This window comes from Microbacterium sp. Gd 4-13 (assembly GCF_003095395.1).
GTDB lineage: Bacteria > Actinomycetota > Actinomycetes > Actinomycetales > Microbacteriaceae > Microbacterium.
In genome coordinates, this window is the sequence record NZ_QEIJ01000013.1 from 23,241 (window position 1) to 48,897 (window position 25,657).

Genomic DNA, 25,657 nt, shown 5'->3' on the forward strand with positions numbered 1-25,657 from the left:
CACAGGAACGACACATGACCACCACCCCTCGCGTCGACCTCGACGCGCTTCTCGACCGTTCTCGCGCCGTCATCACGACGCTGCAGCAGCCGAACGGCGCCTACCCGGCGTCGCCGACGTTCTCGGCCTACCGGGGGTACTGCTGGCTGCGCGACGGCGCGTTCATCGCCGACGGCGCATCGGCCGCCGGTGAGGTCGCGTCGGCGTCGGCCTTCTTCGACTGGTGCGCGATGGTCGTCGAGCGTCACGGCTCGCGCATCGGCGAGATCGTAGCGGCTGTTGCCGCGGGTGCTCCGCTGCCCGACGATCGGATGCTGCCGGCCCGCTTCACCTTCGACGGGGCGCTCGGCGAGGACGACTGGTGGGACTTCCAGCTCGACGGATACGGCACGTGGCTGTGGGCTGCCGCAGAGCACGCATCGCGGCACGGCGTCGACGTGTGCCGCTGGTCGGCCGCGGCCGCACTGACCGTCGACTACCTGCTGAGCTCGTGGCAGCGCCCCTGCTTCGACTGGTGGGAAGAGCACAGTGAAGAGGTGCACGTCTCGACACTCGGATGCATCGCCGCGGGCCTTGCCGCGGCGGCCGACTCGGGGCTCGTCTCGGGCGACCGGGCGCTGCGCGCTCGCGAGGGCGCCGAGCGGGTGCGTGCCCGTATCGAGCAGTCGGGCGTGGTCGATGGCCACCTGGTCAAGTGGTTCGGATCGGCGGCCGTCGACGCCAGCCTCAGCGCCCTCATCGCGCCGCTCGGCGTGATCGACGCGCACTCCGAGCTGGGTGTCGCGACGCTGCGGGCGGTCTCGGCAGATCTCGAGGTCGACGGGGGAGTGCACCGCTTCCTCGCCGACACCTTCTACGGCGGCGGTCGGTGGCCGCTGCTGTCGTGCTTCCTCGGGCTCGCCTACGCCGCATCGGGTGACCGCGAGTCGGCGCAGCGGCTGCTCGACTGGGCGGCCTCGACCGCGACCGACGAGGGGACCCTCCCCGAACAGGTCGCGGGGCACCTCCTGTCTCCCGCACACCAGCAGGAGTGGATCGACCGGTGGGGGCCGGTCGCGAATCCGCTGCTGTGGAGTCACGCGATGGTGCTGCGCCTCGCCGCCGAGCTCGGCGCGAACCGCGAGGAGGTGGCCGCGTGATCCGGCACCGCCCGTCGGGTTCGGGGCACCCCTACTCAGACGACACCGAGCAGCGCTCGCCGGTGCAGCCGGTCGCCGGTGAACCGCTGCGGATCGGCGCCCGCACCTCTGCCGACGTGGAGGCCGTCACCCTCGAGCTGCGCATCGACGGGGGCGCCGTGCAGGAGGTGCCGCTCGACCGCGTCGCGCGATCGTCGCGCGGGCAGGCCGTCGACGGGGGGCACCTCGCCTCGGCGCAGGCGCGCACGGCCCGATCAGCCGGCGGCTGGGAGGTCGTGCTCGACACGCCCGCCGCGGGCAGCGCGATCGAGTACCGACTCGTCGCGCTCACGGCCGACCGTCCGCAGGCGACCCGGTGGTTCCGCACCCGCGCGGCGGGGTGGCGCCCCGCGTCGAACGACGAGCTGGAGGTCGACGGCTCGGTGGTCGAGGTCGACCCGGCGAGTGTCGCCGTGCTCGACGACGGCGAGCGGATCCACCGCATCCGCTTCTCTCTGCCCCTGCAGCCCGGCGAGCACGTCACCGGTTTCGGCGAACGCTACGACGCGCTCGACCACCGCGGCGAGACGCTCGACTCGGTCGTGTTCGAGCAGTACAAGAGCCAGGGCGAGCACCGGCGCACCTACCTTCCCATGCCGTTCGCGCACGTCATCGGCGGCGAGGGATGGGGATTCCACGTGCGCACATCGCGACGCGTGTGGTTCGACGTCGGGCGCTCGCGCGATGACCGGCTGGCCGTGGAGGCCGAGGTCGACGGTGCGCCGGGGGAGCGCGGCATCCTGAGCCTCGGGCTCTACGCCGGCCCGCCGGCCGCGGTGCTCGAGGCGTTCGTCGCCGAGACCGGGCGCCCCGAGGCCCTGCCCGACTGGGTCTTCGGGCTGTGGGCGAGCGGCAACGAGTGGAACACGCAGGCCGAGGTCGAGCGGCAGATGGCGCTGCACCGGGAGCACCGCATTCCCGTGCGCAACGTCGTGATCGAGGCCTGGAGCGACGAGAAGACGTTCACCATCTTCCGCGACGCGGAGTACACCGTGCGTGAAGACGGCGCCCCGATGCGGTTGGGCGACTTCACCTTCCCCGCTGAGGGCGCCTGGCCCGACCCGAAGGGGATGGTCGACGACCTGCACGCGCACGACGTTCGCGTGCACCTGTGGCAGATTCCGCTGATGAAACTGCGCCCGCATCCGACCGGACAGGCCGCGGCCGACGCGCGCGCGGCGATCGAAGCCGGGGTGCTCATCCGCGAGACCGCCCCGGGCGGCGAGCTGCGACCGTACCGCAACCGCGGCTGGTGGTTTCCGCTGTCGCTCATGCCCGATCTGACCGACGAGCGCGCGGCCGAGTGGTGGACCGAGAAGCGTCGCTACCTCGTCGAGGAAGTGGGCATCGACGGGTTCAAGACCGACGGCGGCGAGCACGCATGGGGAGAAGACCTCGTCTACCTCGACGGGTCGACCGGCGCCGAGTCGAACAACCGCTTCCCCGTGGCGTACGCGGCCGCCTACGGCAAGCTGCTCGCCTCGGCGGGGAAGGCGCCGGTGACGTTCAGCCGCGCCGGCTTCACCGGCTCGGGCGCGCACGGTGCGTTCTGGGCCGGCGACGAGAACTCGACGTGGGACGCCTTCCGGTGGTCGATGCTCGCCGGGCTCTCGGCGAGCTCGTGCGGGATCGTGTACTGGGGGTGGGACATCGCGGGTTTCTCGGGACCGATCCCCGATCCCGAGCTGTACGTGCGCGCGATGGCGGCGAGCGTGTTCGTGCCGATCATGCAGTACCACTCCGAGTTCAACCACCACCGGCTGCCCTCGAACGACCGCACGCCGTGGAACATCGCCGAGCGCTTCGACGACCCCGCCGTGATCGACGAGGTGCGGGCGCTCGTCGAGCTGCGAGAGCGGCTCGTTCCCTACCTCGTGGCCTCCGCCGAGCGGGCGGTCGCCGCATCCGTTCCTCTCATGCGTCCGCTGTACTTCGACCACCCGCTCGACGAGCGCGTGTGGGACAAGCCAGTGCAGTGGATGCTGGGCGACGCGCTGCTCGTCGCGCCCGTGCTCGAGCCGGGCGCCGTCTCGTGGCCGGTGTACCTGCCCGCGGGCGAATGGATCGAGGCCCGCAGCGGGGAGCGCTTTGACGGCGGCCGGGTGGTCGACGTCGAGGTCGCGGAGCGCGCGAGCGTGCCGGTGTTCGTGGCGTCGGAGCACTGGGAGGGGATGCGCGAGCTGTTCGCGTAGGTGCGCTGGGGGGCTTGGCGCCTCCCTTCCTGAGGGCGCGTGGGGTCACTCATTCCTCAGGCGACGCCTGTGGAGCAGGAAGCCAATCGTCGATGGCGACGGTGGAGGCCGCATGCTGGTGATGTCGAATGACCTCCTCGACGATGAACGAGAACCAAGCCTCGGCGAATGCCGGATCAAGGTCGGCGTCGAGGGCGAGCGCCCGCAGGCGTTCGACGATGCGGGCCTCGCGCTCAGGGTCGCTCGCCGGCATGTTGTGCAGTGACTTGAGAATGCCCACCTTGGTCGTGAGTCGGAATCTCTCAGCGAGCAGGTAGATCAGACCCCCGTCGATATTGTCGATGCTTCTTCGGATCGCACCGAGCTCTTCTCGGGCGGCTTCGCTCATCGTCCGACCTCCGAGTGGCGGCAGGGGGACATCATTTGATTCATCAGTTGTCTCCAGGGTGTCTCGACGGGAATGGTGCCGGCGATGAGCTGACGTGCTGTGGGCGCGAAGAGCGGCGCACGGTGCTGCGTGATCGCCTCGATCTTGTCGAACAACTGGCTCTCGCTGAGCGGGTTGTCGGGGCCCCCGCGTGCGCTCAGGCATTCTGCACTATGGGTGGATCCGTCATCGAGAGTGACCGCGACTCGCGCGGGGCGGTCGAGCGGATATGGAGGAAGAGGGAGGAACGGCTTCATCTCCACGTTCTCGCGTAGCCGTACGACCGCCGAATCGTGGAGGAAGCGCTCTCCAAACACATCCGCCCCTGTGCGCCCAGTCACGAGCACTGCCGCCACAAGATGCGGGACGGAGAACTTGCCGCCCAGATCGGTGGTCGGGGCCGACTCTCGCAGAGTCATAGCGAGGGGATGCGCCTCGACGGCGACCTTCCGTGCGCGGGAGGTGTCGAACGTCTCGGCGAGAAGCTTCGCGGCCTCGATAGCCGAGTGCGCGTACTGACAGGCCGCGAACTCTTTGTGATAGCCGTCTTCGACGGCCCAGCCGGGGTCGTCTTCCTCGAGGTCGACGGTCATGTCGTGCAACTCGCGGGCGTCGGCGCGTATGCCAACCCCCGCGGCGTCGGCCGCCAGAAATCCGAGCGACGCGCCGGCGCCAGCCCAGAGGTTTCGTGCCAGAACACCTTCTCGCGCCAGCCTGTATGACCCCCGAGGTGAGGTGGCAGCGGCGATCTCAGCGGCGCTGAGCACGGCGTCTGAATCGGAGGTACGCAGCCAGGCGATCGTCGCCGCGGCACCAATCGGCGCGAGTTGGGAATGCGGGTGCACGGCGCGCGCCTGCTCGGGAGCGAGGTGACGCGCGACCGTCGCGGCCACTTCGTATCCCGCGATGACCGCCGTCAGCAGGTCTGCGAGGGATCGGTCTTCTGCTTCGCACTCGGCCATCGCGGCCGGCACCGTGTAGAGCCCGCCGTGGCACCCCGCCCGCCGGTATCCCTCGTCGAGCTCGTTCCAGCCGCAGAGGACTGCATTCTGCTGAGCGGCCTGCTCGCGTCCCGCGCGTCCCCCTGCGACCAGGGACGCTTCCCCGGCAAGGGATCGTCGCGTCTGACCGAGGTTGCGCGCTGGATCTGACTCCAGACCCGCGATCATCGCCGCGAAGTCGTCGGCAACGATAGACGCCCCGCGGCGGCGCAAGGGCTCTGTGAGCTGGAGGCGCGACAGGCGATCACGCAGTCGCCAGCGCCATCCGGCAACCACGTCCTCGCGGGGATCCATCTCCATCTGGTGCCTCCTGCTTTGTTACGAGCATGAAAACTTGGGGCTGAAAGCTTGACTGCACAAACGTTCTTTCACTCTAATGATCTCACGAGAATAACGATTGCGCGGAGGCAGTGTTGAGAGTCGGAATGGTGGCAACGGGCGGAACCATTGCATCGCGCAGCGACGAGCGCGGTGCGTTGGTGCCGGTCGTCCTTGGTGCCGAACTCCTGGAGGGGGTTCGTCTCGGCAGCGCTGTGCGGGTAGAGATCGTCGACCTGGAACCCGTCGCCAGCTTCGCAACGACGTTGCCCGCGATGGTGCGAGTCGTACAGCGGGTCCGTGACCTTCTCTCCGCCGGTTGCGAAGGGGTCGTCGTCACTCACGGCACCGACACTCTCGAGGAGATGGCGTTCCTTGCGGCCATGCTGCTGCCGATCGACGCGAGGGTCGCGCTGACGGGTGCGCAGCGCCCAGCAGGGGAGGTGGATACCGACGCGATGCGCAACCTCAGCGATGCGTTCGCCGCCGTCCGTGAGGGCGTGCCGGTCGCCGTGGTGATGGGCGGAGTCGCGATCGCGGGTGCCGAGGCGCGGAAGATCCATAGTTCGGCGATCGATGCGTTCTCGGGGGGAGTTGCTGGCGCCCTCGCGATCATTGACGACGACGAGGTCATCAACCTGTCCAAGCCCTGCCGTGGCGCGATCTTCGAGGCGGTCGAATCCCCGTCGATGCCGCGCGTCGACATCGTGAAGATCGGCGCCGGGTCGAATGCCGACCACGTCGATGCATCCGTGGCGGGCGGAGCCGGCGGCATCGTGCTGGAAGCCATGGGGCGGGGCAACGCGGGCGGGGCATTCGTCGCTGCCGTCGCGCGCGCCGTCGCGGCAGGCGTCGCGGTCGTCATCACCTCGCGCACCGGCGCCGGCGTCGTGCGGCCCGCGTACGGCGTGGGCGGCGGCGCCGACCTCCGCGAAGCCGGCGCCATCTTTGGCGGCGACCTCACCGCGTCGAGGGCTCGAGTGGCTCTCTCCCTTGCGCTCGGTCATGTGTCGACCGACTCCTCTGCGTCGGTAGAAGAGTTGCTGCGCCGCATGTGGATGGGGCCGCGCTGATGCGCGTCGAGGCGGTCGTCTTCCGGGAGTTCGGAGGACCGGAGGTGCTCGAGGTCGAGCCAGTCGATATCAGCGAGCCCGAAGCAGGTCAGACCCTCGTCCGCGTTCTCGCGGTTTCGGTCAACCACCTCGATCTCGAGATTCGTGCGGGGGTGTCCAGGATGCCGATCCGGCTGCCCCACGTGCTCGGGCGAGAGGTCGTCGGCGAAGTGATCAAGGTCGGCGACGAGAGTTCGTCGTGGCGTCCGGGCGACCGAGTGGTCGTCCTCCCGCACGTGCCGTGCGGATCGTGCCGTCACTGTCTCACCGGATCGGCCAACATCTGTCTCAACGGGTGGATGCCCGGCATCCACGCGTGGGGTGGAAACGCCGAGGTCATGCTCGCTCCCACGCGCGGTCTCGTGGCCGCACCCGACCTCGATCCGGTTGAGATCGCCGCACTCCCCATCGGCTTCGGTACGGCGTGGCGCGCCCTGCACCACACCGCCCATGTGGTGTCGGGCGAATGGGTCGTGGTCGCGGGTGCCAGCGGCGGCCTCGGTCATGCCTGTCTCCAGGTTGCCGCGCTCGCCGGCGCCCGACCCATCGCACTGGTCCGCGACCCGGCGAAGGCCGACTTCGTCAAGATGTGCGGCGCGGAAGAGGTGGTGCTCACGACGGATGCCGGGTGGCCGGACCGCGTGCGTGAGATCACGAACGGACGCGGGGCGGAGGTCATCATCGACCACGTCGGAGGCGCGAACTTCGTCGGCAGCGTGAAGGCGCTCGCGGATCGCGGGCGACTCGTCGTTGCAGGCGGTCACGGTGGGGAGTTCCCCCCTCTCGACCTGATCGACGTTTTCCGCCGCGAGCTCCGCGTGCTCGGGGTCAGAAGTCAGCGTCCTGACGACGTCGCGATCGCGTTGGAGATGGCCGCGCGCGGATCGATCCAAGCGCACGTCGCGGAAGTGCTCCCGCTCGCCGAGACAAGGGCCGCCCACGAACTCATCGACACCCGAACTATCACCGGAAAAGTCGTCCTGCGGCCCTGACTGCGCGAGTCGACACGACGAAAGAGGAAGGAAGCGAATGAACGCCATCGGCGGACCCACACGAGATTTCATCGGCTACGGCTCGGACGCACCTCAGATCGAATGGCCTGGGGGAGCGCGCGTCGCTGTCAGCTTGTGCATGAACTACGAGGAGGGTGCGGAACGAAGCATCCTGGACGGCGACGACCGCAACGAGTGGGTCGGCGAGATCAGCTATGTGCCTGAAGATCAGACGGCCCGCGATCTCTCGCAGGAATCCGTCTACGAGTACGGCAGTCGAGCGGGGATCTGGCGGCTCATGCGGCTGTTCGATCGCACCCAGACGCCGGTCACGTTCTACGCCGCCGCACAGGCACTGCAGCGAAACCCGGAACTGGCGAAGGCAATCGTCCCCTCCGGCCACGAAGTCTGCGGTCACGGGCTGCGGTGGACGGAGCCAACCTCGATGACGCGCGAGCAAGAGCGAGCAGACCTCGCGCGGGCGGTCGAGATCATCGCGGAGACCACCGGCGAAACACCCGTCGGCTGGTACTCCCGCTACGCGCCTTCCGTGAATACCCGGGAGCTGCTGATCGAGCACGGCGGGTTCATGTACGACTCGGACGCTTACAACGACGATCTTCCGTACTGGATGACGGTGAAAGAGAAACGTCACCTGGTCGTGCCGTACACGCATACGTACAACGACGGGCGTTTCGCCTTCAACCCGGGTTACAGCGAGCCCGGCGACTTCTTCGAGAACTGCCGCAGGGGCATCAGCTACCTCATTCAGGAGGGCGCGACACACCCGCGAATGATCTCGATCGGGCTGCACGCACGTCTGGTCGGGCAAGCGGGGCGCACGTCGGCTCTCGCGGAACTCATCGAGTGGTGCCAGTCGACCGGCGCCGTCTGGTTCGCCCGGCGTCGTGACATCGCCGAATGGTGGACCGCCCACTATGCCGATACACCCACACTTGGAGGTGGTTCCTGATGCGCGTCGAAATAGACGGGATCAGCAAGTCCTACGTCGACTCGGCAGGGGCCCCCCTGCACGTGGTCGGCGGTCTCACCGCGTCGATCGAGCAGGGCGAGTTCGTCTGCATCATCGGGCCGAGTGGATGCGGAAAGTCCACATTGCTCGGGATGCTCGGCGGCCTCCTTCCGCCTGATGCGGGGACCATCCGATTCTCGGGCGATCGCACGGCGACCGGCGAGATGACATCGATCGTCTGGCAGGACTACGCGCTCATCCCCTGGCGGTCGATCATCGACAACGTCGCGTTCGGTCTCGAAGTGCGCGGAGTGGGAAAACAGGAACGGAAAGCCATCGCCCAGGGCTATCTCGAGACCATGGGTATTGGCGCGTTCGCGAATGCGCAACCCAAGCAGCTTTCGGGTGGCATGCGCCAGCGTGCGGGCATCGCCCGCGCCCTGGCGAGCGATCCCGAGGTCCTGCTGATGGACGAACCGTTCGCCGCAGTGGACGCGCAGACGCGCACGCTTCTCCAAGAGGAGCTTCTGACCGTCTGGGAGAACCACCGCAAGACCGTCATCTTCATCACGCACGGCATCGAGGAAGCTCTCCTCCTCGCCGACCGTGTCCTGGTGCTGAGCGGCCGGCCGACCAAGGTGGTCGAAGATCTCAAGGTTCCGTTCGCCCGTCCGCGCACCGCCGACATCGCCCAGACCCCCGAGTTCGGAGAGCTGAAGCAACATCTCTGGGAGCGTCTGCGCGATGCGACCCGGGCCGCCGAATGGGCAGAAGTCGAAGGTGCCAACTCATGACGCTTACGTCTGACTCGAAGCCGACCACCGTCGAGTACGGGCCCAACAAACGTGCGCAGCGCGGACCGAGCCGAGCTTTCCGGGCGATGGCGAGCCCCTGGGGCAGCCTCGTACCCGTCGTGGTGATCCTTCTGCTCTGGCAGCTCGGTTCCACCATCGGGGTAATCGACCGAATCTTCTTCCCTGCGCCTCTCGACTCCTTCGCCGCGCTCGTCGACCTGATCGTCGACGGCGAGTTGCTGCCCAATCTATGGATCACCGTGCAGCGTGTCTTGTCAGGCTTTGCGTTGGGTGTTATCCCCGCAGTGATCGTCGGATTGGCGATGGGGCTGCTGCCGTGGGCGCGCGTGGTGATCGACCCGATCATCTCGATCCTCTATCCGATCCCGGCCGTTGCGCTTCTTCCCCTTCTGCTGGTCATCTTTGGAACGGGAAGCACGCCCATCATCGTGCTCGCGGGGATCATCTCGTTCTTCCCCACCGCGGTCAACTCGATGGCGGGGGTACTTCAAAATGACGTCAGGCTCACGCAGATGGGTCGGAACATGGGCGCGTCTCAGAGGCAGCTCCTGTGGAAAGTCATCCTGCCCGGGGCGCTCCCGTCGATCTTCGCCGGAGTCCGGCTCTCGGCCGGGCTTGCGCTTCTCGGCGTGATCGCAGGCGAGTTCCTGGCCGGATCGGACGGAATCGGCTCCCTCACCTGGCAGTACTGGCAGGTCTACCAGATCACCAACATGTACGCGACGCTCGCCGTCATTACCGCTATGGGATTCACCCTCACAACCGTGACGCTGCGGATTCAGCGCCGCTACTTCAACTGGACGGAAGGCACCTCGTGAAAAACAAGAAAATCCTCGCTGTCGTCGCGACGGCTGGTCTGCTCTTCGGAACGGCGGCTTGCAGCAGCAGCGCTGAACCCTCGGCAGACTCCGCCGCATCGGGTACGACCGAGCAGGTCAGGGTCAACTCGCTCAACATCGTCGCGATGGGCCCGATGTTCGTGGCGCAGGAAAAGGGGTTCTTCGCCGAACAGGGTATTGAGAATACCTACACCGACGCGGACATCTACGCCCAGATGGCTCTCCAGAGCCAGGGCAACCTCGACGTCAACATTCCCGGCCTCGGTGGGGCGTTCTTCAACGCGATCAATCAGAACCTCAACCTGAGTGCCGTCGCCGACCGCAACCAGTACAAGTGCACGGCAGACAGTCTCCTCGTCGTTCGGACGGAAGAGTACGACAACGGTGTGGACTCTGTCGCTGACCTGGCGGGCAAGAACGTCGCTATTCTCGCGCGTGGCTCCTCGACCGAGTACTGGTTGAGCCGCGCGCTTGAGGAAGAAGGCATGACGATCGACGACCTCGGGGCGCTCACCACCCTCGGATACCCCGACATCGCCAACGCTCTCAAGACGGGGGCCGTCGACGCCGGCTTCCTGGCGCAGCCCATCGGATACGGTGTGCTCGCCGATGGCACGGCGAAGCGACTGCTCGCGACGTACGAAATTGTTCCGGACGAACAGCAGGGTCTAATCACGATGTCGCAGAAGTTCATCGACGAGCGTCCTGAGGTCGCAGCACGATGGATGGCCGGGTGGCTGGAGGGCGTGCGCTACTACCTCGATCCCGCAAACCGCGACGAGGTTGTCCAGATCATCGCCGAAGGCACGAGCGTCCCGGTCGAGACCCTCGACGCGCTCTACGGCACCGATCAGTGGCCTTACATGAATCCGAACGGTGCCGTCGACACGGAGACCGCGATGGACGAGGACGGGGCGTGGCTCGTCGAGAACGGCATCGTCGATGCGCTTCCCGAGGTTGATCAGTGGTACAACGACTCGATCGTCAACGCCGCACTCGAAATCGTCGGCGAGGTCGAGGACACCCGCAGCTGCAGCGACGTGACGCCCCTGGACGTGCCGTGATCGGCTCGACGAACAAGGTTGTTGCCGCCCTGAAGGCGGGCGAGGTGGCCCTTGGCAGCCTCACCCTTCTCCAGGACGCCGCGATCGGAGAGATCCTGGGCCGCTGCGGCTACGACTTTCTGATCATCGACACCGAACACGCGGCTGCCGACGAACAAACGGTCCTCGGCATGGTGAGAGGTTCGCAAGCCGCGAACCTCACGCCACTGATCCGTCTTCGCAGTGCAGACCCCAAGCAGATCCTCTGGGCGCTCGACACGGGTGCTGGCGGGATCGTGATGCCCACGGTGGAGTCGGGCGAAGACGCACGCGCTTTCGTAAACGCCTCTTATTACCCACCGCGCGGAAGGCGCACCGTCTGCTCGGCGACACGCGCCGCCGGGCACGGCACGGCGAGAGGAGGTTTCAGCGAGTACCTCGATTGGGCGGCGGAGAACGTCATCACCGTCGCCCTGGTCGAGACCAAGCGCGGAATGGACGCCCTCGACGACATCCTCGCGTCGGGCATAGATGTTGTCATGCTCGGCCGAGCCGACCTCTCGCTCGACATGGGGTTGGGGTACGCGCCGTGGCATCCCGAGGTCATGGCCGCATCCGAGCTTGTCGTCGAGCGGGCCCTTGCAGCTGGCGTGGTACCCGGAGTCCTCGCGTACTCGCCGGAGGAGGCGCGGACATGGATCGCCAAGGGCGTCAAATTCGTTGCCTACTCGCAGCCGGAGATGATCCTCAGCGATGTCTACCGGAGCGGTATCGAAGCAATTCGGAGCGTGACGACATGACGTTATTGGTCACCGGTGGGGCAAACGGAATCGGGGCGGCCATCGTCGAAAGGGCGCGAGGCGCGGGAGAGCAGGTTTTCAGCCTTGACCTCGAGAACGGCGTGGATGCGGCCGACCCGGTTGCCGTGAGGACATTCCTTGACGACATCCCCACCCCTACGCGGGTCGCCCACATCGCCGGCGCGGTGGGCAGGGGTGGTATCGACGAAGTCGGTCTCGAGGAGTGGGAGCGGGTCATTCGCGCCAATCTCACGAGCGCCTACTCCGTAATGCATGAGGTCGTTCCACGCATGGCTGCAGCCGGTGGGGGATCGGTCGTCCTCATGAGCAGTCTCAACGCCCGCGATGGGGGCACCACTATGTCCGGAGTCGCCTATGCGGCGGCGAAAGCCGGAGTGCTCGGCCTCATGCGGCACCTCGCAGTGGAGTGGGGGCCACGAAACATACGCGTGAACGGGATCGCGCCGGGTCCCGTTCGCACACGCATCCACGACCGCCTCGACGACGAACAGCGCGCGCGGATTCTGGCCAAAATGCCGTATGCGCGCGTCGCCGAGCCTGAGGAGATTGCTGACATGATTCTGTTTCTGCTGTCGGATGTCTGCGCCTCGGTCACAGGAACGACATTCGACGTGAATGGGGGCAGTCATCTCAACTGAGCGTTCGGACGATGCATGCGCGTGACACTGAGGGACGTCGCTGCGGCGAGCGGCGTGCACACCTCCACCGTCTCGCGTGTGCTGCGGGGGGATGTCCAGCGGGTGCGTCCCGAAACCGTGAAGCGCGTGCGCGCGCACGCAGCAGCGATGGGGTACAGCGCGGATCACTGGGCAGCGAGCTTGCGGAGCGGGCGCACCAACATCATCGGCATGCTGGTTCCTCGCATCACCGACGTCGTTCTTGCAACAGTTTTCGAGTCCTTCGAGGAAGAGGCTGCGAAGAACGGCTATCTCGTGCTGGTGGCGAGCACGTGGGATGAGGCCGACAAGAGACGCGCAGCGGTGGCCAGATTTGTCGACCGCCGGGTGGACGGCATAGTGATCGCCGATTCGCGGCTCAACGACGCCGACATCAATGCCTTCGCCGGCTCGGGGCCTCCTGTACTTCTCGTAAGTCGTCGCACCGCGGAACTGCCGTTCGTCACCGGTGATGATTACGGGGGCGGCGCACAGGCCGGGACGCACCTGGCAAGCACAGGGGTGCGGAACGTCACGATAATCTCGGGCCCCGATTACGCCAGTACCTCGCGTGATCGCGTGGCAGGGTGCTTCGAAGCCTTCACGGCGAGCGCGGCAGATGCGCGAGTCGAGGTCGTCTCCGCCGGGTTCGACGTCGACAGCGGCCGCCGTGCGATGGAGGAGGTCATCGCACGCGGACTGCCGGAGGGGATCTTTGTGGTCAATGACTTCGCGGCGATCGGTGCCATGTCTGCTCTTACGCAAGCCGGTGTCCGGCCTGGTCATGACATCGCCGTCGTGGGCTACAACGACATCCCGATCAGCGCTCAGCTGCCCGTTCCTCTTAGTTCGGTGCGAGCGGATCTCTCGGCTATGGGACGGGTGGCCTTCCAACGGACGCGTGAACTCGTCGAGACCGGAGCGGCGTCGAGCAGTTTTGTCGAGACGGAACTCATCGTTCGCGAATCGAGCGGATGGGGCCCCAGGAGCGGCCAAACTGCCCCTGTGACCGGTTTGGGGCGACCAACCGCTTGAGGCGGGTAGGCGAGCACCTGGCGCCGCGGCGGTTGGGAGGCGGGAGCTGGTCGCTCGACATGACACGCTCTGCAAACCCCGGCGCACATTCAGCGCGAGGGGGCATGATCGGAGCATGCGCACCATACTCAACGTCCTCTGGCTCGTGCTGTCGGGGTTCTGGCTGTTCCTCGGATACGTCGTCGCCGGCGTCATCCTGTGCGTGCTGATCGTGACGATCCCCTGGGGGATCGCGTCGTTCCGCATCGCGGGCTACGTGCTGTGGCCCTTCGGGCGCGACGTGATCGACAAGCCGAGGTCGGGAGTCTTCTCGGCGATCGGCAACGTGATCTGGGTGATCCTCGCCGGATGGTGGCTCGCGCTCGGGCACATCCTCTCGGGCCTGGCGCTGTGCATCACGATCATCGGCATCCCGCTGGGCATCGCGAACTTCAAGCTGGTCTCGGTCTCGCTCATGCCGTTGGGCAAGCAGATCGTCGACTCGCGCCGCGGCGAGTTCGACCAGGCGATCAAGCGGTAGAGCGGGAAGCGTCGGGCGCTTCGACAGGCTCAGCGACCGCCGGGTGGGCTCGGCGACCGGCTGGGCGGCTCGCGCCGGCTGGGCGGCTCGCGCCGGCTGGGCGGCTCGCGCCGGCTGGGCGGGCTCGGCGGTCGGCTGGGTGGGCTCGGCGGCAGGCTGGGCGGCTGGCGCCGGCTGGGCGGGGTCGGCGGCCGGCTGGGCGGCTGGGCGGGCTCAGCGCCGGGCGCTTCGACAGGCTCAGCGACCGGCTGGGCGGGCTCAGCGGCAGGCTCGGTGGGCTCGGCGAACGGGCGGAGCGGCTAGCGTCGCAGCTGAGGGGTGGTGGGAGATGGTCCATACGCTGACGAAGCGGCGGCTCGCGTTCGCCGCCGGACTCGCCGTGCTCGCGGGCTACGTCGACGGCTTCGGCTTCGTCTACCTCGGCGGGTACTTCGTGTCGTTCATGAGCGGCAACACCACCCGCGCCGGCGTCTCGCTCGCCGAGATCGATCTGTCGGGCGCGGCGGTGGCGGGGCTCTTCATCGCCGCGTTCGTCGTCGGCGCCGCCGCCGGAACCGCGATCGCCGCGCGTCGTGAGGGGGGTACCGTGCTGTGGCTCATCGCCGTCGCTCTGGCCGCAGCATCCGTCATCGCGACGTGGCAGCTGACCGTGGCGACCGGCAGTGTGCTCGCGCTCGCGATGGGAGCGTCGAACACGGTGCTGTCGGAGCGCGGCAGGGTCTCGTTCGGCGTCACCTATATGACCGGCGCGCTCGTGAAGGTCGGCGAGCACCTGGCGTTCGCCCTGGGCGGGGGAGTCCGGTGGGGATGGGTGCCCTACCTCGTGCTGTGGAGCGCGATGCTCGCGGGAGCAGTCGGGGGAGCCGTGGGCTACGCGCTGGTCGGCTCCGCCTCGCTGTGGGCGGCGTCGTTCGGGGCAGCCGCGCTCGCCGTGGCGATGAGGGTGTTCTCGCGGCGCTGACGTCGTGCGACACGGTCCGGACGACGGCGGCGGAGATTGCCGCCGTGCCCAGCGGTGAGTTCAACGACGTGCCGGGTGTCAAGCCCCGGGGGTGAAGTGGCCCGGCTGAGGTGCGTCGGTAGGGTCGAAGCGTCCGCATTTGAGGAGAAATTCATGCGTTTGCGTCCTGTCAGCCTTATCGTCACCGCGGGTGCCGCCCTGTCTCTGCTGGTCGGCTGCTCGGCCGCCGAGGTCGAAGTCTCGCCGGTCACCCCCGCCGCCGAAGAGTCGCAAGCATCCGCTTCGAACACCTTCTGCGCCGACTACTCCGACGTCGGCGGCACGCTGGCGACACCCAGCAACTTCCAGCTCGGGCTGCCCGCCGAGCAGACGATCGCCGACCTGAGCGAGCGCATCGCGGTGTTCGACGCGGTCACCGCGCCCGACGAGATCGCGACCGAGTGGCAGACCACGCGTGACCTCTACGCCGAGAGCGTCGAGATCGCCGAGCAGACCACCGCGAGCGAGCCCGTCATGGACTCGCGGGTGGTCGAGATCGTCGGCGAGCTCGACGAGCCCACAGGCGTCATCCGCGACTACCTCGACGCGGAATGCTGAGGCGCGCGGTGACGACTCGCCGTCGTTCCGCTCGATCCACCGTCGCCGGCCTGGCGCTCACCGGTGTGCTGGGTCTCGCGCTCGCCGGCTGTGCCGGGGGAGAGACGCCCGCGACACCGGATGCTGGTGCATCCGCCACCTCCGACGCCTCGGCCACGAGCGAGACCGCCGCTACGGCCGAGCACCTCTCGTCGGACGAGCTGACCGCTCTGTTCGACACGCTGCAGTTTCCGCCCGGAGAGTATGCGACCAGCGCCGAGCTGCTGAGCTCGATCTACCCGGGTCTGACGGTTTCCGACCCCTCGTGCCTCGCGCCGTTCGGCGCCGGATGGGAGTCGGCGGCGACCGCAGACGACGCCGCGGCAGAGATGGCGACCAGCAACGACCGGTCGATGACCGCGGTGGTCGTCAGCTCGGCCGACCCCGAGCAGGCCCAGACCCTGTTCGCCGACGCCGAAGAAGCGCTCGCGACGTGCGCCGACGGCAGCCAGTCGTTCGAGCTGTCGGGACTCCCCATCGACCTGCAGCTCGAGACCATCCCCACGACCGTGACCGACACCGATGAGTCGGTCTCGTGGCGGGCGACCGGCGAGGTCGCCGGCGCTCCCTTCACGCTCGTCGGCATCACCGCCGTGCACGAAGGTACGGCGATCGCGCTCGTCGGATGGGATCCCGAGACCAGCGCGGACTACGTGCCCACCGCGACCCAGATGTTCATCGACGGGTTCTGAGCGGACGCTTCGACAGGCTCAGCGACCTGCGCCGCCGGGAGAATCGGCGGGCCCAGCGATCGGATGCTTCGACAGGCTCAGGCCGAGGCTAACTCGTTCGAACGCAGGCCGGTCAGGCTCGGGCGGTGCGCAGGGACTGCAGGAAGTGGCGAGCGTTCGCCCGGATCGTCTCGGCGTCGCCGTCGCGCACCGCGGCGGCGGGCAGCAGCTCGCTTCCTGCGCCGACGGCCACGGCGCCGGCGGCGAGCCACTCACCCAGGTTCTCACCGTTCACGCCCCCGGTGGGAATGTAGGTGACATCAGGGAACGGGCCGCGCAGCGCCTTGAGCGCCGCCGGTCCGCCGATGCTGCCCGGGAAGAACTTCACCACGTCGACGCCGATCCGGCGAAGGCGCTGCACCTCGGTGGGGGTGTAGCCGCCGATCATCGACAGGGCCCCCGACGCCATGATGGCGGGGGTCACCTCGTCGTCGAACCCTGGCGATACGAGGAAGACCGCCCCGGCGGAGCGTGCTTCCTCGACCTGCGCGACCGTGGTCAGCGTTCCGGCACCGAGCAGTACGCGATCGCCGAACCGTTCGGCGACGCCGGCGATGACCGCCCCCGCATCCGGCGTCGTGTACGTGACTTCGATGGCGACGAGGCCCTCCTCGACCAGGGCATCGACGGCGCGGTAGGCCGCGTCGGCACTGGGGGCGCGCAGGGTCGCGATGACACCGGCGTCGGAGATGGCGGGCAGGGAGGCGTGAGGCATGACGGTTCCGTTCGAGGTGGTGCGGGTGCGGGCGGGAGCGCGGCTCAGTAGGGCTCGCCGAAGGTGAAGTAGCGCTTCGGGTTCTCGACGAAGAACAGGCGCACCAGTTCGTCGATGTCGGCCTGCGAGTAGTGGCGCTGGGCGAGCTCGTCGCGGAAGCGGGGCAGCCACGCGCCGGCGATGTAGTGCAGGCCCGGGCCCCCGGTGTAGGCGGTGAGGTCGGTACGACGTGCGAGATCGCCACCGATGAGGATGCGGTCGGCGTACCCGGCTTCGACCACGTCGAGGATCACGTGGATGCGCGTGCTCTCGGGGAAGTACTTGATCTTCGCGAACCCGTCGTAGCAGAGGTAGGTGCCGCGCTTCGCGATCTGCTTGTGCACGTACGGGTCGGGGTTGCGCATCAGGTGCACGATGCCGACCCGGTTGAGGTCGACGCCCTCCTCCTCGAGCATGTCGAGCTGGGTGATCGCCATCGTTCCCGTCTCGGTGTGACCGTGCAGCACGGCACCGGTCTGGCGGTGGGCGCGCGCGGCCGCGCGCAGCACGCGGTCTTCGGCGGGGGTGACCCGGTTGTAGCTCGTGCCGTACTTGATGGCGCCGGCGCGCACGGTCGTGCCGTTCATCCCGGTGGTGACGTCGGCGACGATCTGCGCCTGGAGCTGCTCGATCGAGTGGTCGGCGAGCAGGTCGTCGAACCACTCGCCCTTGTTGAACCCGCCGCACGCGATGATCTGCAGTCCGGTCTCCTCCGAGATGCGACGCAAGTCTTCGGGCTGACGCGAGTAGTCCCACGCCGATGCCTCGTACAAGCTCCTCACTCCGACGTCGAGGGCCGCCTGGGCCTCGACCTTCGCCATCGCGGGGTCGAGGATGACGAGATCTTCGTCGACCCGCTTGTGCACGGGAGGTGCGCCGAGCAGGTGCTCGTGCGAATAGGTGAAGCCGAGGTCGTTGGAGTGGATGTCTCCGGTGACGGTGCGGATCATGATGCTGCTTTCTGTGACGGGGGATCGGGGGTGTGGGGCTGCCGCTCGAGCTCGAGGAGCGAGCGGCGCACGATGCGGAATCGGTCGCGGCGTCGACGCCACGCGTCGGCGAAGGCGGGCCGGGGGAGCACCGCGTGCTCGGCGCGGGGCGAGCGCACCCGGTGGCCGACGGCGGCCCACCCGAGCTGGGCGGCGCCCACCGCGGCCAGGTCGGCCTGGGCGACGACGCGCACCGGAAGACCGGTGACGTCGGCGATGATCTGCGGCCACGCGGCGACGTTCGTCCCCCCGCCGCACGCGGTGATGTGCCGGTACGGGGTGGCGCGGTCGCGCTCGAGCCTGTCGATCAGATCGGCCAGGTCGAAGGCGATCGCCTCGAGCGCCGCCGACACCATGCGCGGTGCGCTCGTCGTCGGTGTGAGGCCGATGAGCGCCCCGGTGGCGCGCTCATCGAAATCGGGGCTGCCCGTGCCGGCGAGGTAGGGCAGGAAACACAGAGGATCGTCGGGGTCGGGATCAGACGGTGCCTGCGCGATCGCTGCGGCGCCGACGGTGGCTCGCAGCCAGTTCAGCGCGAGCCCGCCGGTCAGGAGCGAAGCCAGCGCGAAGCGCGTGCCGTCGACGGCCGGATGCTGTGTGAAGGCGCCGTCGGCGAAACCCGAACCCGAGGCCGGATCGATGGCGGCCATCATCACGGCGGACGTGCCCAGTGCCACGGCCACCTCGTCGCCGTCGATGCCGCCCAGCCCCTCGAGCGTCGCGGCGACATCACCCGCGCCGATCGCGACGGGCACCCCGAGCGGCACGCCGAACGCGGCCGCCGCGCCCTCGTGCACGGTGCCGGCCGTCGACGAGCTCGAGAGCACGGCGGGGAAGAGGTGGCGGGGAAGCCCCACCGCGGCGATCAGGTCGTCGTCCCACTGGCCGTCCGGGCGCAGGAGCAAGGCGTTCCACGCATCGGTCGAGTCGGTGGCGATGTCGCCGGTGAGTGTGGCGCGCAGGTAGTCCTTCGCCGAAAGATAGGCGCGGGCATGTGCGAGCGTCTCGGGGTAGCGCGACTGCCACCACAGCAGGCTCGAGAGCGAGAACACGGCACTCGGCAGATTGCCCGACTGGCGCAGCATCCGCGCCGTGATGTCGTCGTCGAGGGCGCGCAGCTCGTCGGCACCGCGGCGGTCGGCGAGCAGCAGCGCGGGCACCACCGGATCGAGGGCGCCGTCGACCAGGACGACGGCGCTCATGTTGCCGCTCAACCCGATCGCCGAGACCCGACCGAGGTCGATCGATGCGCCGAGCTCGGCCACCGCCCGCCGGGCCGAGGCGATCCACACGGCCGGATCGACCTGCACGCCGTCCGAGACGGGGTCGATGCCGTGGTGGGCGCTCGCCACCGCGACGACGGTTCCCTCGGCGTCGAGAAGCAGCGCTTTCGTGCTGGTCGTGCCGAGGTCGATGCCCAGACTGAGCGCGGTCGTCGCGCTCACGGAGCCTCGGCGATCTGCGCGAGACTGCGGTGGCTGTGGGCGTCGATATGCAGCGACACCGCGAAGATCTCGCCCCGCACGTACGAGATGGAGTACTCCACCGCGCGCTGGTCGTGCAGGTACGCGGTGCGGGACACCCGCATGACGGGAGTGTGGCGCGGGACGGCGAGGAGCGTCGCGGTCTCGGTGAGGGCGGATGCGGCGGTCCACTGCTCGTCGGCCGAGCACGGGCGACCGGGCGAGCCCTCGATCTTCTCGAGCTGCTCGTAGAGCGACCCCTGCTCGATCGCCGAGCGGGTGAGCGTCGGCACGAGCGCGCAGGGGAGCCAGGAGGTGAGGTGCACGACGGGATCACCGTCGCTGACGATGAGGCGCTCGACGCGCCACACGTCGTCGCCGGCGATGAGTCCGAGGGTCGCGGCGACCTCGCTCGGCGCACCGACGACCTCGAGCGTGATGACCTGCTCGCGGGTCTGGCGGCCCGCGGCGCGCAGGTCTTCGCTGAAGGACGGGAGGATTCCTGCCCGGTTCGACCGGATGGCTCGGCTCGAATCGGCCACGAACGTGCCCCGGCCCTGACGGCGGATGACGAGCCCGCGCTGCTCGAGGTCGCGGAGGGCCTGGGTGGCGGTCGCCCGACTCACCGACAGCCGCTGCACGATCTCGAATTCCGACGGCAACCGCACGCCCGGACGCTGATCGAGGATGACGGCCGCCAGCTGGTCGGCGATCTGACGGTAGCGACTCACGTGGGAGTCGGTGTCGAGGTCGCGCAGCACATCGGCGCCCAGCGCCTCTTCGTCGTCTCTCACTTCTGCGCCTCTTTCCATGCCGTGATCAGGCGCACGGCTGTCGCCACCACGTGGTCGACGATGCGCCGACCCTTCTCAGCGGTCGCGGCCGTCGCGTCGCCGAACACGCCGCTCTCGCTGATGGTGTCCCACCGCACCGGCGCGACGTCGAAATGCGCCGGGTAGTCGGGGTATTCGCTGACCGCGTCATCCATGCGCACCACATCGTCGCGCAGCGCCAGCATGATCGAGGTCTCGAGTTCGTCGGCGTGCATGATGGCGGGGTGGCTTCGCGGGCTCTCGGCCACCGCGGCGGCTACCTCGGCCAACCCCGGGTAGGTCAGCGCGATCGCGGGCAGGCCACCGCGCTCCTCGAGGGCCCGCGTCGCGGCCTTCATCGCGGCCGCGTTGCCCAGGTGCGCCGAGAACAGCACGAGCCCGCGCACGCCGTTGCGGGCAAGCCCCTCGGCCAGGTCGACGATGAGCGAGACGAGCGTGCCGTCGCTGATCGAGAGGCTGCCGTCGAAATGCTCGAGCGACCACACCTGGCCGTAGGGCAGCACGGGCAATTCGATCAGGCCGGCCTCATCGGCGAGCCGCGCGGAGAACGCCTCGGCAGCGAACGCGTCGGTGCCCAGCGGCAGGTGCGGACCGTGCTCTTCGACCGCCCCAAGGCACAGCAGCGCCCACGGCTGCTTCTCGACAGCGCCTGCCACCTCGGGCCAGGTGAGGTCGGCCCAGCGGGTCATCGCGCACCTCGCCGAGCCGACAGGCGACCGTTGATCAGCAGCATCCCGATCAGCACACCCCCGTTGACGATGAACTGCACGGGGGAGGGGATGTTGAACGAGTTGAGAACCGTGGTGAGGAAGGCCAGCGCCGCGACGCCGGCGAAGGTGCCGACCATGCCACCGGTGCCACCGGCGAGGGCCGCCCCGCCGATGACCGCGGCGACGACGGAGTTCAGCGCGTAGCTGTCACCGGCGGTGAGGGACGGCGACCCCGAGTAGGCGATCAGCAGGATGCCGGCCATCGCCGCCAGGGTTCCCGAGGCGGTGTACGCGACGAGGGTGTGGCGCCGCACCGGCACGCCCGACAACCACGACGCGCGGGGGTTCGCCCCGACGGCCTTGAAGCGCCTGCCGGCCACGGTGCCCGTGAGGATGAGTCCGACGATCACGAGCAGCACGATCCAGATGACGAGCGAGGCCGAGAAGGGGGTGCCGAAGAGGCGCCCATCGGCCAGCACGCGCAGCTCGTCGGGAACGATGCCGCGCGGCTGACCGCGGGTGACCAGCGCATTCACGCCGCCGATGATCGTCGCCGTCGCCAGCGTGCCGAGGAGCGGGGGGATGCGGGTGAAGGCGAGCAGCACACCGTTGACGAGACCGATCGCGGCACCCATGAGCATGACCAGCGGCACGGTCGTCGCGAGGCTCGCGCCGGGAGCGGCGGAGAGCACGGCGGTCAGGATCGCGGCGGAGTTCATGACCGGGCCGACCGAGAGATCGAGACCCCGGTTAATGATGACGATGGTCTGCGCGATGGCGACGACGCCCAGCGGCGCGGCGTTGGAGAGGATGCGCAGCAGGCGGTCGGGGTTGAACCCGTCGGACGTGCTGACGCCCAGCAGGATCAGGCACGCGAACGTGAGCCCGTAAGCGACCCACAGCGAGGTGGGAATGCGCCCGAGCGCCGAGCCGAACCCCGAACGGGGCCGGTCGGTGCGAAGCGGTGGCGAATCGAGGGCGGTCATCGCGCGGGCTCCGATCGGGTCTGGGCGGGTGCAGCATCCTTGTCTTTCGGCCTCAACCGCCACGGGATCTTCAGCCCCCGATCGGCGAGGCCGTACACGCCCATCGCGGCGATGAGCAGAACGCCCTTGAAGATGGTCTGGTAGTACGTGTCGGTGCCGGTCAACGTGATCACCTGACCCACCACGGCGATGATGACCGCGGCGGGGAGGATGCTGAGGAGCGAGCCGATGCCGCCGGTGATGACGATACCCGCGACGAGTACCGTGGCGATCGAATCGATCACCGAACTGGCACCGACGAGCGCATCGGCCGTGTACGTGCGCGAGGCGATCGCCATGCCGCCGAGGGAGGCGAAGACCCCCGACAGGCCGTACACGAGCAACGCCGATCGGCGCACCGGGAAGCCCAGGCGCGTCGCGATGCGCTGGTCGTATCCCACGGCCTGCACGTAGCGGCCGGCGCGGCTCTGACCCATCCACGCCCAAGCGGCGATGAGCACGACGAGAGCGATGAGCGCGAACAGGGGGACCGCACCGAGGCTCGTTCCGAGCACGGTCAGGAGGGGAAGAGGGATGCCGGCGCCCGGGGTCGACTGCAGAAGCAGGGCGAAACCCTGCACCACGCCGGATGCGGCGAACGTCATCAGCAGCGGATTGATGCCCGCGATGACTCCGGAACCGTTCGCGAGACCGACGACGAGGCCGGCGATCAGCACGAGCGGGACGGCGAGGGCGGCCCCACCGGGAAGCACCGGGCTCAGCGAGAGCACGACGGTGGCGAGTCCGGCGATGGCTCCGACACTGAGGTCGATGCCACCCCACATGACGACGATGCCCTGACCCACCGCGATCAGCACGATCGGGGCCAGCGACGCCAGCAGCGAGTTGACGCTGACGGTGCTGCGAAAAGCGGGGAGCGCGATCGAGGCGATGACGATCACGGCGAGGGCGAGGATCCACAGGAACTTCGCGCGTGACAGCGCACGCAGCGACGTGGTCGAGAGGGCCTGCGGGCGGAAGGCTCTGGTGGTGCTAGACAACGGCGGTTCCTCCGGTGGCGAGGTGCATGACGGCGGTCTCGGTGGCGGTGCGGGAATCGAGGCGACCGGTGATGCGGCCGGAGTACATGACGTACACCTCGTCGCTGAGCCCGAGGATCTCTTGCAGGTCGGTCGAGACGAGCAGCACGGCCACGCCCCGCTCGGTGAGTTCGCGGATGCTCTGGTAGATCTGGGCGCGCGAGCCGACGTCGACGCCGCGCGTGGGGTCGTTGAGCACGAGCACCTCGAGGCCGTCGTCGACGAGCCAGCGGCCGATGAGCACCTTCTGCTGGTTGCCGCCCGACAGCTCGACGATCGGCTGGGTGAGCGCGGCGTGCTTGACCGCGAGGTGAGAGACAACGCGCTGCACGACCTGGCGAGCGCGGCGCGGGCTGACGATGCCGGAGGGGAAGAGCCGGGGCATGGCCGCGAGGAGGGCGTTGGCCGAGATGGACTGGTCGAGCAGCAGTCCGTCGAGGCGGCGGTCGGGGGCGACGTAGCCGATGCCGGAGCGCACCGCCTGACGCGGGGAGCGCAGACGCACCGGGCGTCCGGCGCGGCGGAGCGTTCCGCTCGTGGGCATGCGGACGCCCGCGACCACCTCGGCGACCTCCGACTGGCCGTGACCTTCGAGTCCGGCGATCGCGGTGATCGACCCCGCGGTGACGCGGAGGTCGACGGAGGAGAGGCTTCCCTCGAGCGAGACGTCGACCAGTTCGACGGCCGCAGGCCCCGCAGCATCCTTCTCGTCACCGCGTGCGTCGCGCGGCGGGTACAGGTCGCTCGCCTCGCGGCCGACCATCGACGCCACCAGCTGATCGCGGGTGCGGTCGGCCAGGGGGCCTTCGTCGACCTGTCTGCCGTCGCGCATGACGAGCACGCGATCGCAGAGCTCGAACAGTTCGTCCATGCGGTGCGAGACGAACACGACGGCAGACCCCGCGGCACTCAGCCGCCGTACGGCAGCGAAGAGCAGCTCGACCTGCGGATTCTCGAGCGACGAGGTCGGTTCGTCGAGGATGAGGAGCGTCGGCGTCACCGCGATGGCCTTGGCGACCTCCAGCAGCTGGCGCTGCCCCACGGTGAGATCGCCGACCGTCGCGTCCACGTCGATGTCGACGCCGAGGCCCGCGAGGGTGGAGCGGGCGAAGTCGCGCTTCGCCCGCTCCGACCGGTGGGTGGTGTCACCGTCGCCGAGGGACAGGTTCTCGGCGACGGTGAGGTTGGCGAACAGGCTCAGCTCCTGATGCACCATCGACACCGCGCGGCCACCCTCGGGAGGGTCGGCGATGGTGATCGATCCGGTGTCGGGGGAGAGCAGGCCCGAGAGCATGTTCATGAGGGTGGACTTGCCGGCGCCGTTCTCGCCGACGAGGGCGAGGATCTCCCCGCGGTTCAGCGTCACGTCGACATCGACCACGGCGCGGGTCGCGCCGAACGACTTCGACACGTGTTGGCACGTCAGGGCGGGCTGAGACACGGGGGAGTTCCTCGTTTCGTGGGGGTGGGCGGCGCTCAGCCGAACAGGGCGGTGATCTCGTCGTCGGTCATGCGGGTGTTGACCCACAGGCTGTCGGGCAGGTCGTCGCGAACGAACTCGGTAAGGTTCTCGGACGTGATGACCTCGGGGTCGAGGATGTCGTCCTTGGTGACCTCGGTGCCCGAGAGCGCGGCGAGGGCGTTCTCGAGCGACTGCGCCGAGATCCACGTGGGCTTGGCGACCGCGATGCAGTCGAAACCGGTCTCGCCGGCGGCGACGAGCGACTGCCACTTCTTCAGCAGACCGTTGCTGTCTTCGCCGGTCATCGGCACCAGCGGAACGCCCGCGGCCTCGAACGCCTCGATCGCGCCGAGGGTCATCGACCCGCCCTGCGACCACACGCCGTCGATGTCGGGGTTCGCCGCGAGTACGGCTTCGACCGCCGTCTTCGTCGTGGCCTGGTCCCAGCCGCCGTCGATCGTGGAGACGACCTCGATGCCGGGGTTCCCGTCGAAGACGGCCTGCGCGCCCGCGTAGCGCAGATCGCTCGTGGGGATGCCGGCGATGCCGTTGATCGCGATGATGCGGCCCGAGCCGCCGAGCTTGTCGACCAGCCACTCGGCGCCGGTCGCGCCGAACGATTCGTCGTCGACGTTCACGTAGGAGGTGTAGTCGTCGGTCTCGGCGCCTGAGGCGTTGAGGATGACGTCGATGCCCGCAGCGGACGCCTGCTGCAGCACGGGGACGATGCCCTCGGGCGAGATCGGGGTGACGATGATGGCGTCGACGTTGCGGGCGATCATCGACTGCACGTTGGAGATCTGCTTCTGCGCGTCGTTGTCGGACTGCGTCATGATCACGTCGGAGATCTGATCGGCGTCGCGCTTCGTGGCCGCGGTGAATTCCGCCTCGAGCTGGGCCGACCAGGTGTTGCCGACGAAGTACGAGTCGTAGCCGATGACGTAGGTGCCGTCGGCGGCGGGCGTCTCGCTCGCGCCGTCGGTGCAGGCGGAGAGGGTGAGTGCGGTCACGGCGGCGACCGCGGCGAGCGTCGTCGCGCGCTTCCAGGTAAAGGGGCTCATCGCATTCCAGGGTGTAGCGCGGGTCTGAATCCTCCGCTCTCGAGGAGTGATCTGGCGATGTAGTTCGTGA

26 protein-coding genes are annotated in these 25,657 nt (G+C 68.6%); 15 read left to right on the forward strand and 11 right to left on the reverse strand.

What is annotated here, in order from left to right; all coding sequences use genetic code 11:
• The first annotated feature begins 14 nt into the window (after positions 1-14).
• Both DEA06_RS15930 and DEA06_RS15935 read left to right on the forward strand, forming a co-directional pair.
• Positions 15-1,139 (forward strand): glycoside hydrolase family 15 protein, encoded by a 1,125-nt coding sequence (locus DEA06_RS15930; RefSeq protein ID WP_116648999.1) that lies wholly within the window; start codon positions 15-17, stop codon positions 1,137-1,139.
• The gene (locus tag DEA06_RS15935) at positions 1,136-3,370 is read left to right on the forward strand and encodes a TIM-barrel domain-containing protein (protein ID WP_116649000.1); all 2,235 of its coding nucleotides are present in this window, start codon (positions 1,136-1,138) and stop codon (positions 3,368-3,370) included. The genes DEA06_RS15930 and DEA06_RS15935 overlap by 4 nt, the downstream gene beginning before the upstream one ends.
• A 49-nt stretch (positions 3,371-3,419) precedes the next feature.
• Here the strand turns inward: DEA06_RS15935 and DEA06_RS15940 are convergent, their stop codons facing one another.
• Both DEA06_RS15940 and DEA06_RS15945 read right to left on the reverse strand, forming a co-directional pair.
• Positions 3,420-3,758: a chorismate mutase gene (locus DEA06_RS15940; protein WP_116649001.1), complete on the reverse strand. Its 339-nt coding sequence runs from the start codon at positions 3,756-3,758 to the stop codon at positions 3,420-3,422.
• Positions 3,755-5,098: an MmgE/PrpD family protein gene (locus DEA06_RS15945; protein WP_116649002.1), complete on the reverse strand. Its 1,344-nt coding sequence runs from the start codon at positions 5,096-5,098 to the stop codon at positions 3,755-3,757. The genes DEA06_RS15940 and DEA06_RS15945 overlap by 4 nt, the downstream gene beginning before the upstream one ends.
• Before the next feature lie 125 nt (positions 5,099-5,223).
• Between DEA06_RS15945 and DEA06_RS15950 the strand changes: the two genes are divergently transcribed.
• From DEA06_RS15950 to DEA06_RS16010, 13 genes are all read left to right on the forward strand, one after another.
• A complete protein-coding gene (locus DEA06_RS15950; protein WP_116649003.1) occupies positions 5,224-6,189 on the forward strand; it encodes an asparaginase in 966 nt (321 codons plus the stop codon).
• The gene (locus tag DEA06_RS15955; RefSeq protein WP_116649004.1) at positions 6,189-7,220 is read left to right on the forward strand and encodes an alcohol dehydrogenase catalytic domain-containing protein; all 1,032 of its coding nucleotides are present in this window, start codon (positions 6,189-6,191) and stop codon (positions 7,218-7,220) included. The genes DEA06_RS15950 and DEA06_RS15955 overlap by 1 nt, the downstream gene beginning before the upstream one ends.
• Before the next feature lie 37 nt (positions 7,221-7,257).
• Positions 7,258-8,193: a polysaccharide deacetylase family protein gene (locus DEA06_RS15960; RefSeq protein WP_116649005.1), complete on the forward strand. Its 936-nt coding sequence runs from the start codon at positions 7,258-7,260 to the stop codon at positions 8,191-8,193.
• The gene (locus DEA06_RS15965) at positions 8,193-8,987 is read left to right on the forward strand and encodes an ABC transporter ATP-binding protein (RefSeq protein WP_165818061.1); all 795 of its coding nucleotides are present in this window, start codon (positions 8,193-8,195) and stop codon (positions 8,985-8,987) included. Before DEA06_RS15960 ends, DEA06_RS15965 begins: the two co-directional genes overlap by 1 nt.
• 86 nt (positions 8,988-9,073) lie before the next feature.
• Positions 9,074-9,826 carry an ABC transporter permease gene (locus DEA06_RS15970; RefSeq protein ID WP_165818062.1) on the forward strand — a complete coding sequence of 251 codons (753 nt, stop codon included), beginning with the start codon at positions 9,074-9,076 and terminating at the stop codon, positions 9,824-9,826.
• The gene (locus DEA06_RS15975) at positions 9,823-10,911 is read left to right on the forward strand and encodes an ABC transporter substrate-binding protein (RefSeq protein ID WP_116649008.1); all 1,089 of its coding nucleotides are present in this window, start codon (positions 9,823-9,825) and stop codon (positions 10,909-10,911) included. The genes DEA06_RS15970 and DEA06_RS15975 overlap by 4 nt, the downstream gene beginning before the upstream one ends.
• Entirely contained in the window at positions 10,908-11,690 is a 783-nt protein-coding gene (locus tag DEA06_RS15980) for an aldolase/citrate lyase family protein (RefSeq protein WP_165818063.1), read from the forward strand. The genes DEA06_RS15975 and DEA06_RS15980 overlap by 4 nt, the downstream gene beginning before the upstream one ends.
• Complete coding sequence (locus DEA06_RS15985) at positions 11,687-12,349, forward strand: SDR family oxidoreductase (protein WP_165818064.1); 663 nt, start codon at positions 11,687-11,689, stop codon at positions 12,347-12,349. Before DEA06_RS15980 ends, DEA06_RS15985 begins: the two co-directional genes overlap by 4 nt.
• A 15-nt stretch (positions 12,350-12,364) precedes the next feature.
• Positions 12,365-13,402, forward strand: coding sequence for a LacI family DNA-binding transcriptional regulator (locus tag DEA06_RS15990; protein ID WP_116649010.1), 1,038 nt, complete (start codon positions 12,365-12,367; stop codon positions 13,400-13,402).
• Between the two features lie 115 nt (positions 13,403-13,517).
• Positions 13,518-13,922, forward strand: coding sequence for a YccF domain-containing protein (locus DEA06_RS15995; RefSeq protein WP_116649011.1), 405 nt, complete (start codon positions 13,518-13,520; stop codon positions 13,920-13,922).
• A gap of 328 nt (positions 13,923-14,250) precedes the next feature.
• Positions 14,251-14,883, forward strand: a complete 633-nt coding sequence (locus tag DEA06_RS16000; protein WP_116649012.1) for a YoaK family protein — start codon at positions 14,251-14,253, stop codon at positions 14,881-14,883.
• 153 nt (positions 14,884-15,036) lie between these two features.
• Positions 15,037-15,480 (forward strand): hypothetical protein, encoded by a 444-nt coding sequence (locus tag DEA06_RS16005; RefSeq protein ID WP_116649013.1) that lies wholly within the window; start codon positions 15,037-15,039, stop codon positions 15,478-15,480.
• Positions 15,481-15,488: 8 nt separating this feature from the next.
• A complete protein-coding gene (locus DEA06_RS16010) occupies positions 15,489-16,211 on the forward strand; it encodes a hypothetical protein (RefSeq protein ID WP_133241808.1) in 723 nt (240 codons plus the stop codon).
• Positions 16,212-16,323: 112 nt separating this feature from the next.
• Here the strand turns inward: DEA06_RS16010 and DEA06_RS16015 are convergent, their stop codons facing one another.
• Genes DEA06_RS16015 through DEA06_RS16055 form a run of 9 tightly spaced genes read right to left on the reverse strand, consistent with a single transcriptional unit; the run spans position 16,324 to position 25,587 of the window.
• On the reverse strand, positions 16,324-16,965 hold the full coding sequence (locus DEA06_RS16015) for a bifunctional 4-hydroxy-2-oxoglutarate aldolase/2-dehydro-3-deoxy-phosphogluconate aldolase (protein WP_116649015.1): 642 nt from the start codon (positions 16,963-16,965) through the stop codon (positions 16,324-16,326).
• A 44-nt stretch (positions 16,966-17,009) separates the two neighbouring features.
• Positions 17,010-17,954, reverse strand: coding sequence for a phosphotriesterase (locus DEA06_RS16020; protein ID WP_116649016.1), 945 nt, complete (start codon positions 17,952-17,954; stop codon positions 17,010-17,012).
• Positions 17,951-19,438 carry an FGGY family carbohydrate kinase gene (locus DEA06_RS16025; RefSeq protein WP_116649017.1) on the reverse strand — a complete coding sequence of 496 codons (1,488 nt, stop codon included), beginning with the start codon at positions 19,436-19,438 and terminating at the stop codon, positions 17,951-17,953. Before DEA06_RS16025 ends, DEA06_RS16020 begins: the two co-directional genes overlap by 4 nt.
• Complete coding sequence (locus DEA06_RS16030; RefSeq protein WP_165818065.1) at positions 19,435-20,250, reverse strand: GntR family transcriptional regulator; 816 nt, start codon at positions 20,248-20,250, stop codon at positions 19,435-19,437. Before DEA06_RS16030 ends, DEA06_RS16025 begins: the two co-directional genes overlap by 4 nt.
• The gene (locus tag DEA06_RS16035; RefSeq protein WP_116649019.1) at positions 20,247-20,978 is read right to left on the reverse strand and encodes a creatininase family protein; all 732 of its coding nucleotides are present in this window, start codon (positions 20,976-20,978) and stop codon (positions 20,247-20,249) included. The genes DEA06_RS16030 and DEA06_RS16035 overlap by 4 nt, the downstream gene beginning before the upstream one ends.
• The gene (locus DEA06_RS16040; protein WP_116649020.1) at positions 20,975-21,985 is read right to left on the reverse strand and encodes an ABC transporter permease; all 1,011 of its coding nucleotides are present in this window, start codon (positions 21,983-21,985) and stop codon (positions 20,975-20,977) included. Before DEA06_RS16040 ends, DEA06_RS16035 begins: the two co-directional genes overlap by 4 nt.
• Positions 21,982-23,025 carry an ABC transporter permease gene (locus DEA06_RS16045; RefSeq protein WP_165818066.1) on the reverse strand — a complete coding sequence of 348 codons (1,044 nt, stop codon included), beginning with the start codon at positions 23,023-23,025 and terminating at the stop codon, positions 21,982-21,984. Before DEA06_RS16045 ends, DEA06_RS16040 begins: the two co-directional genes overlap by 4 nt.
• Positions 23,018-24,505 carry a sugar ABC transporter ATP-binding protein gene (locus tag DEA06_RS16050; protein WP_165818067.1) on the reverse strand — a complete coding sequence of 496 codons (1,488 nt, stop codon included), beginning with the start codon at positions 24,503-24,505 and terminating at the stop codon, positions 23,018-23,020. The genes DEA06_RS16045 and DEA06_RS16050 overlap by 8 nt, the downstream gene beginning before the upstream one ends.
• 35 nt (positions 24,506-24,540) lie before the next feature.
• Positions 24,541-25,587, reverse strand: a complete 1,047-nt coding sequence (locus DEA06_RS16055) for an ABC transporter substrate-binding protein (protein ID WP_116649023.1) — start codon at positions 25,585-25,587, stop codon at positions 24,541-24,543.
• Between the last annotated feature and the right edge of the window lie 70 nt (positions 25,588-25,657).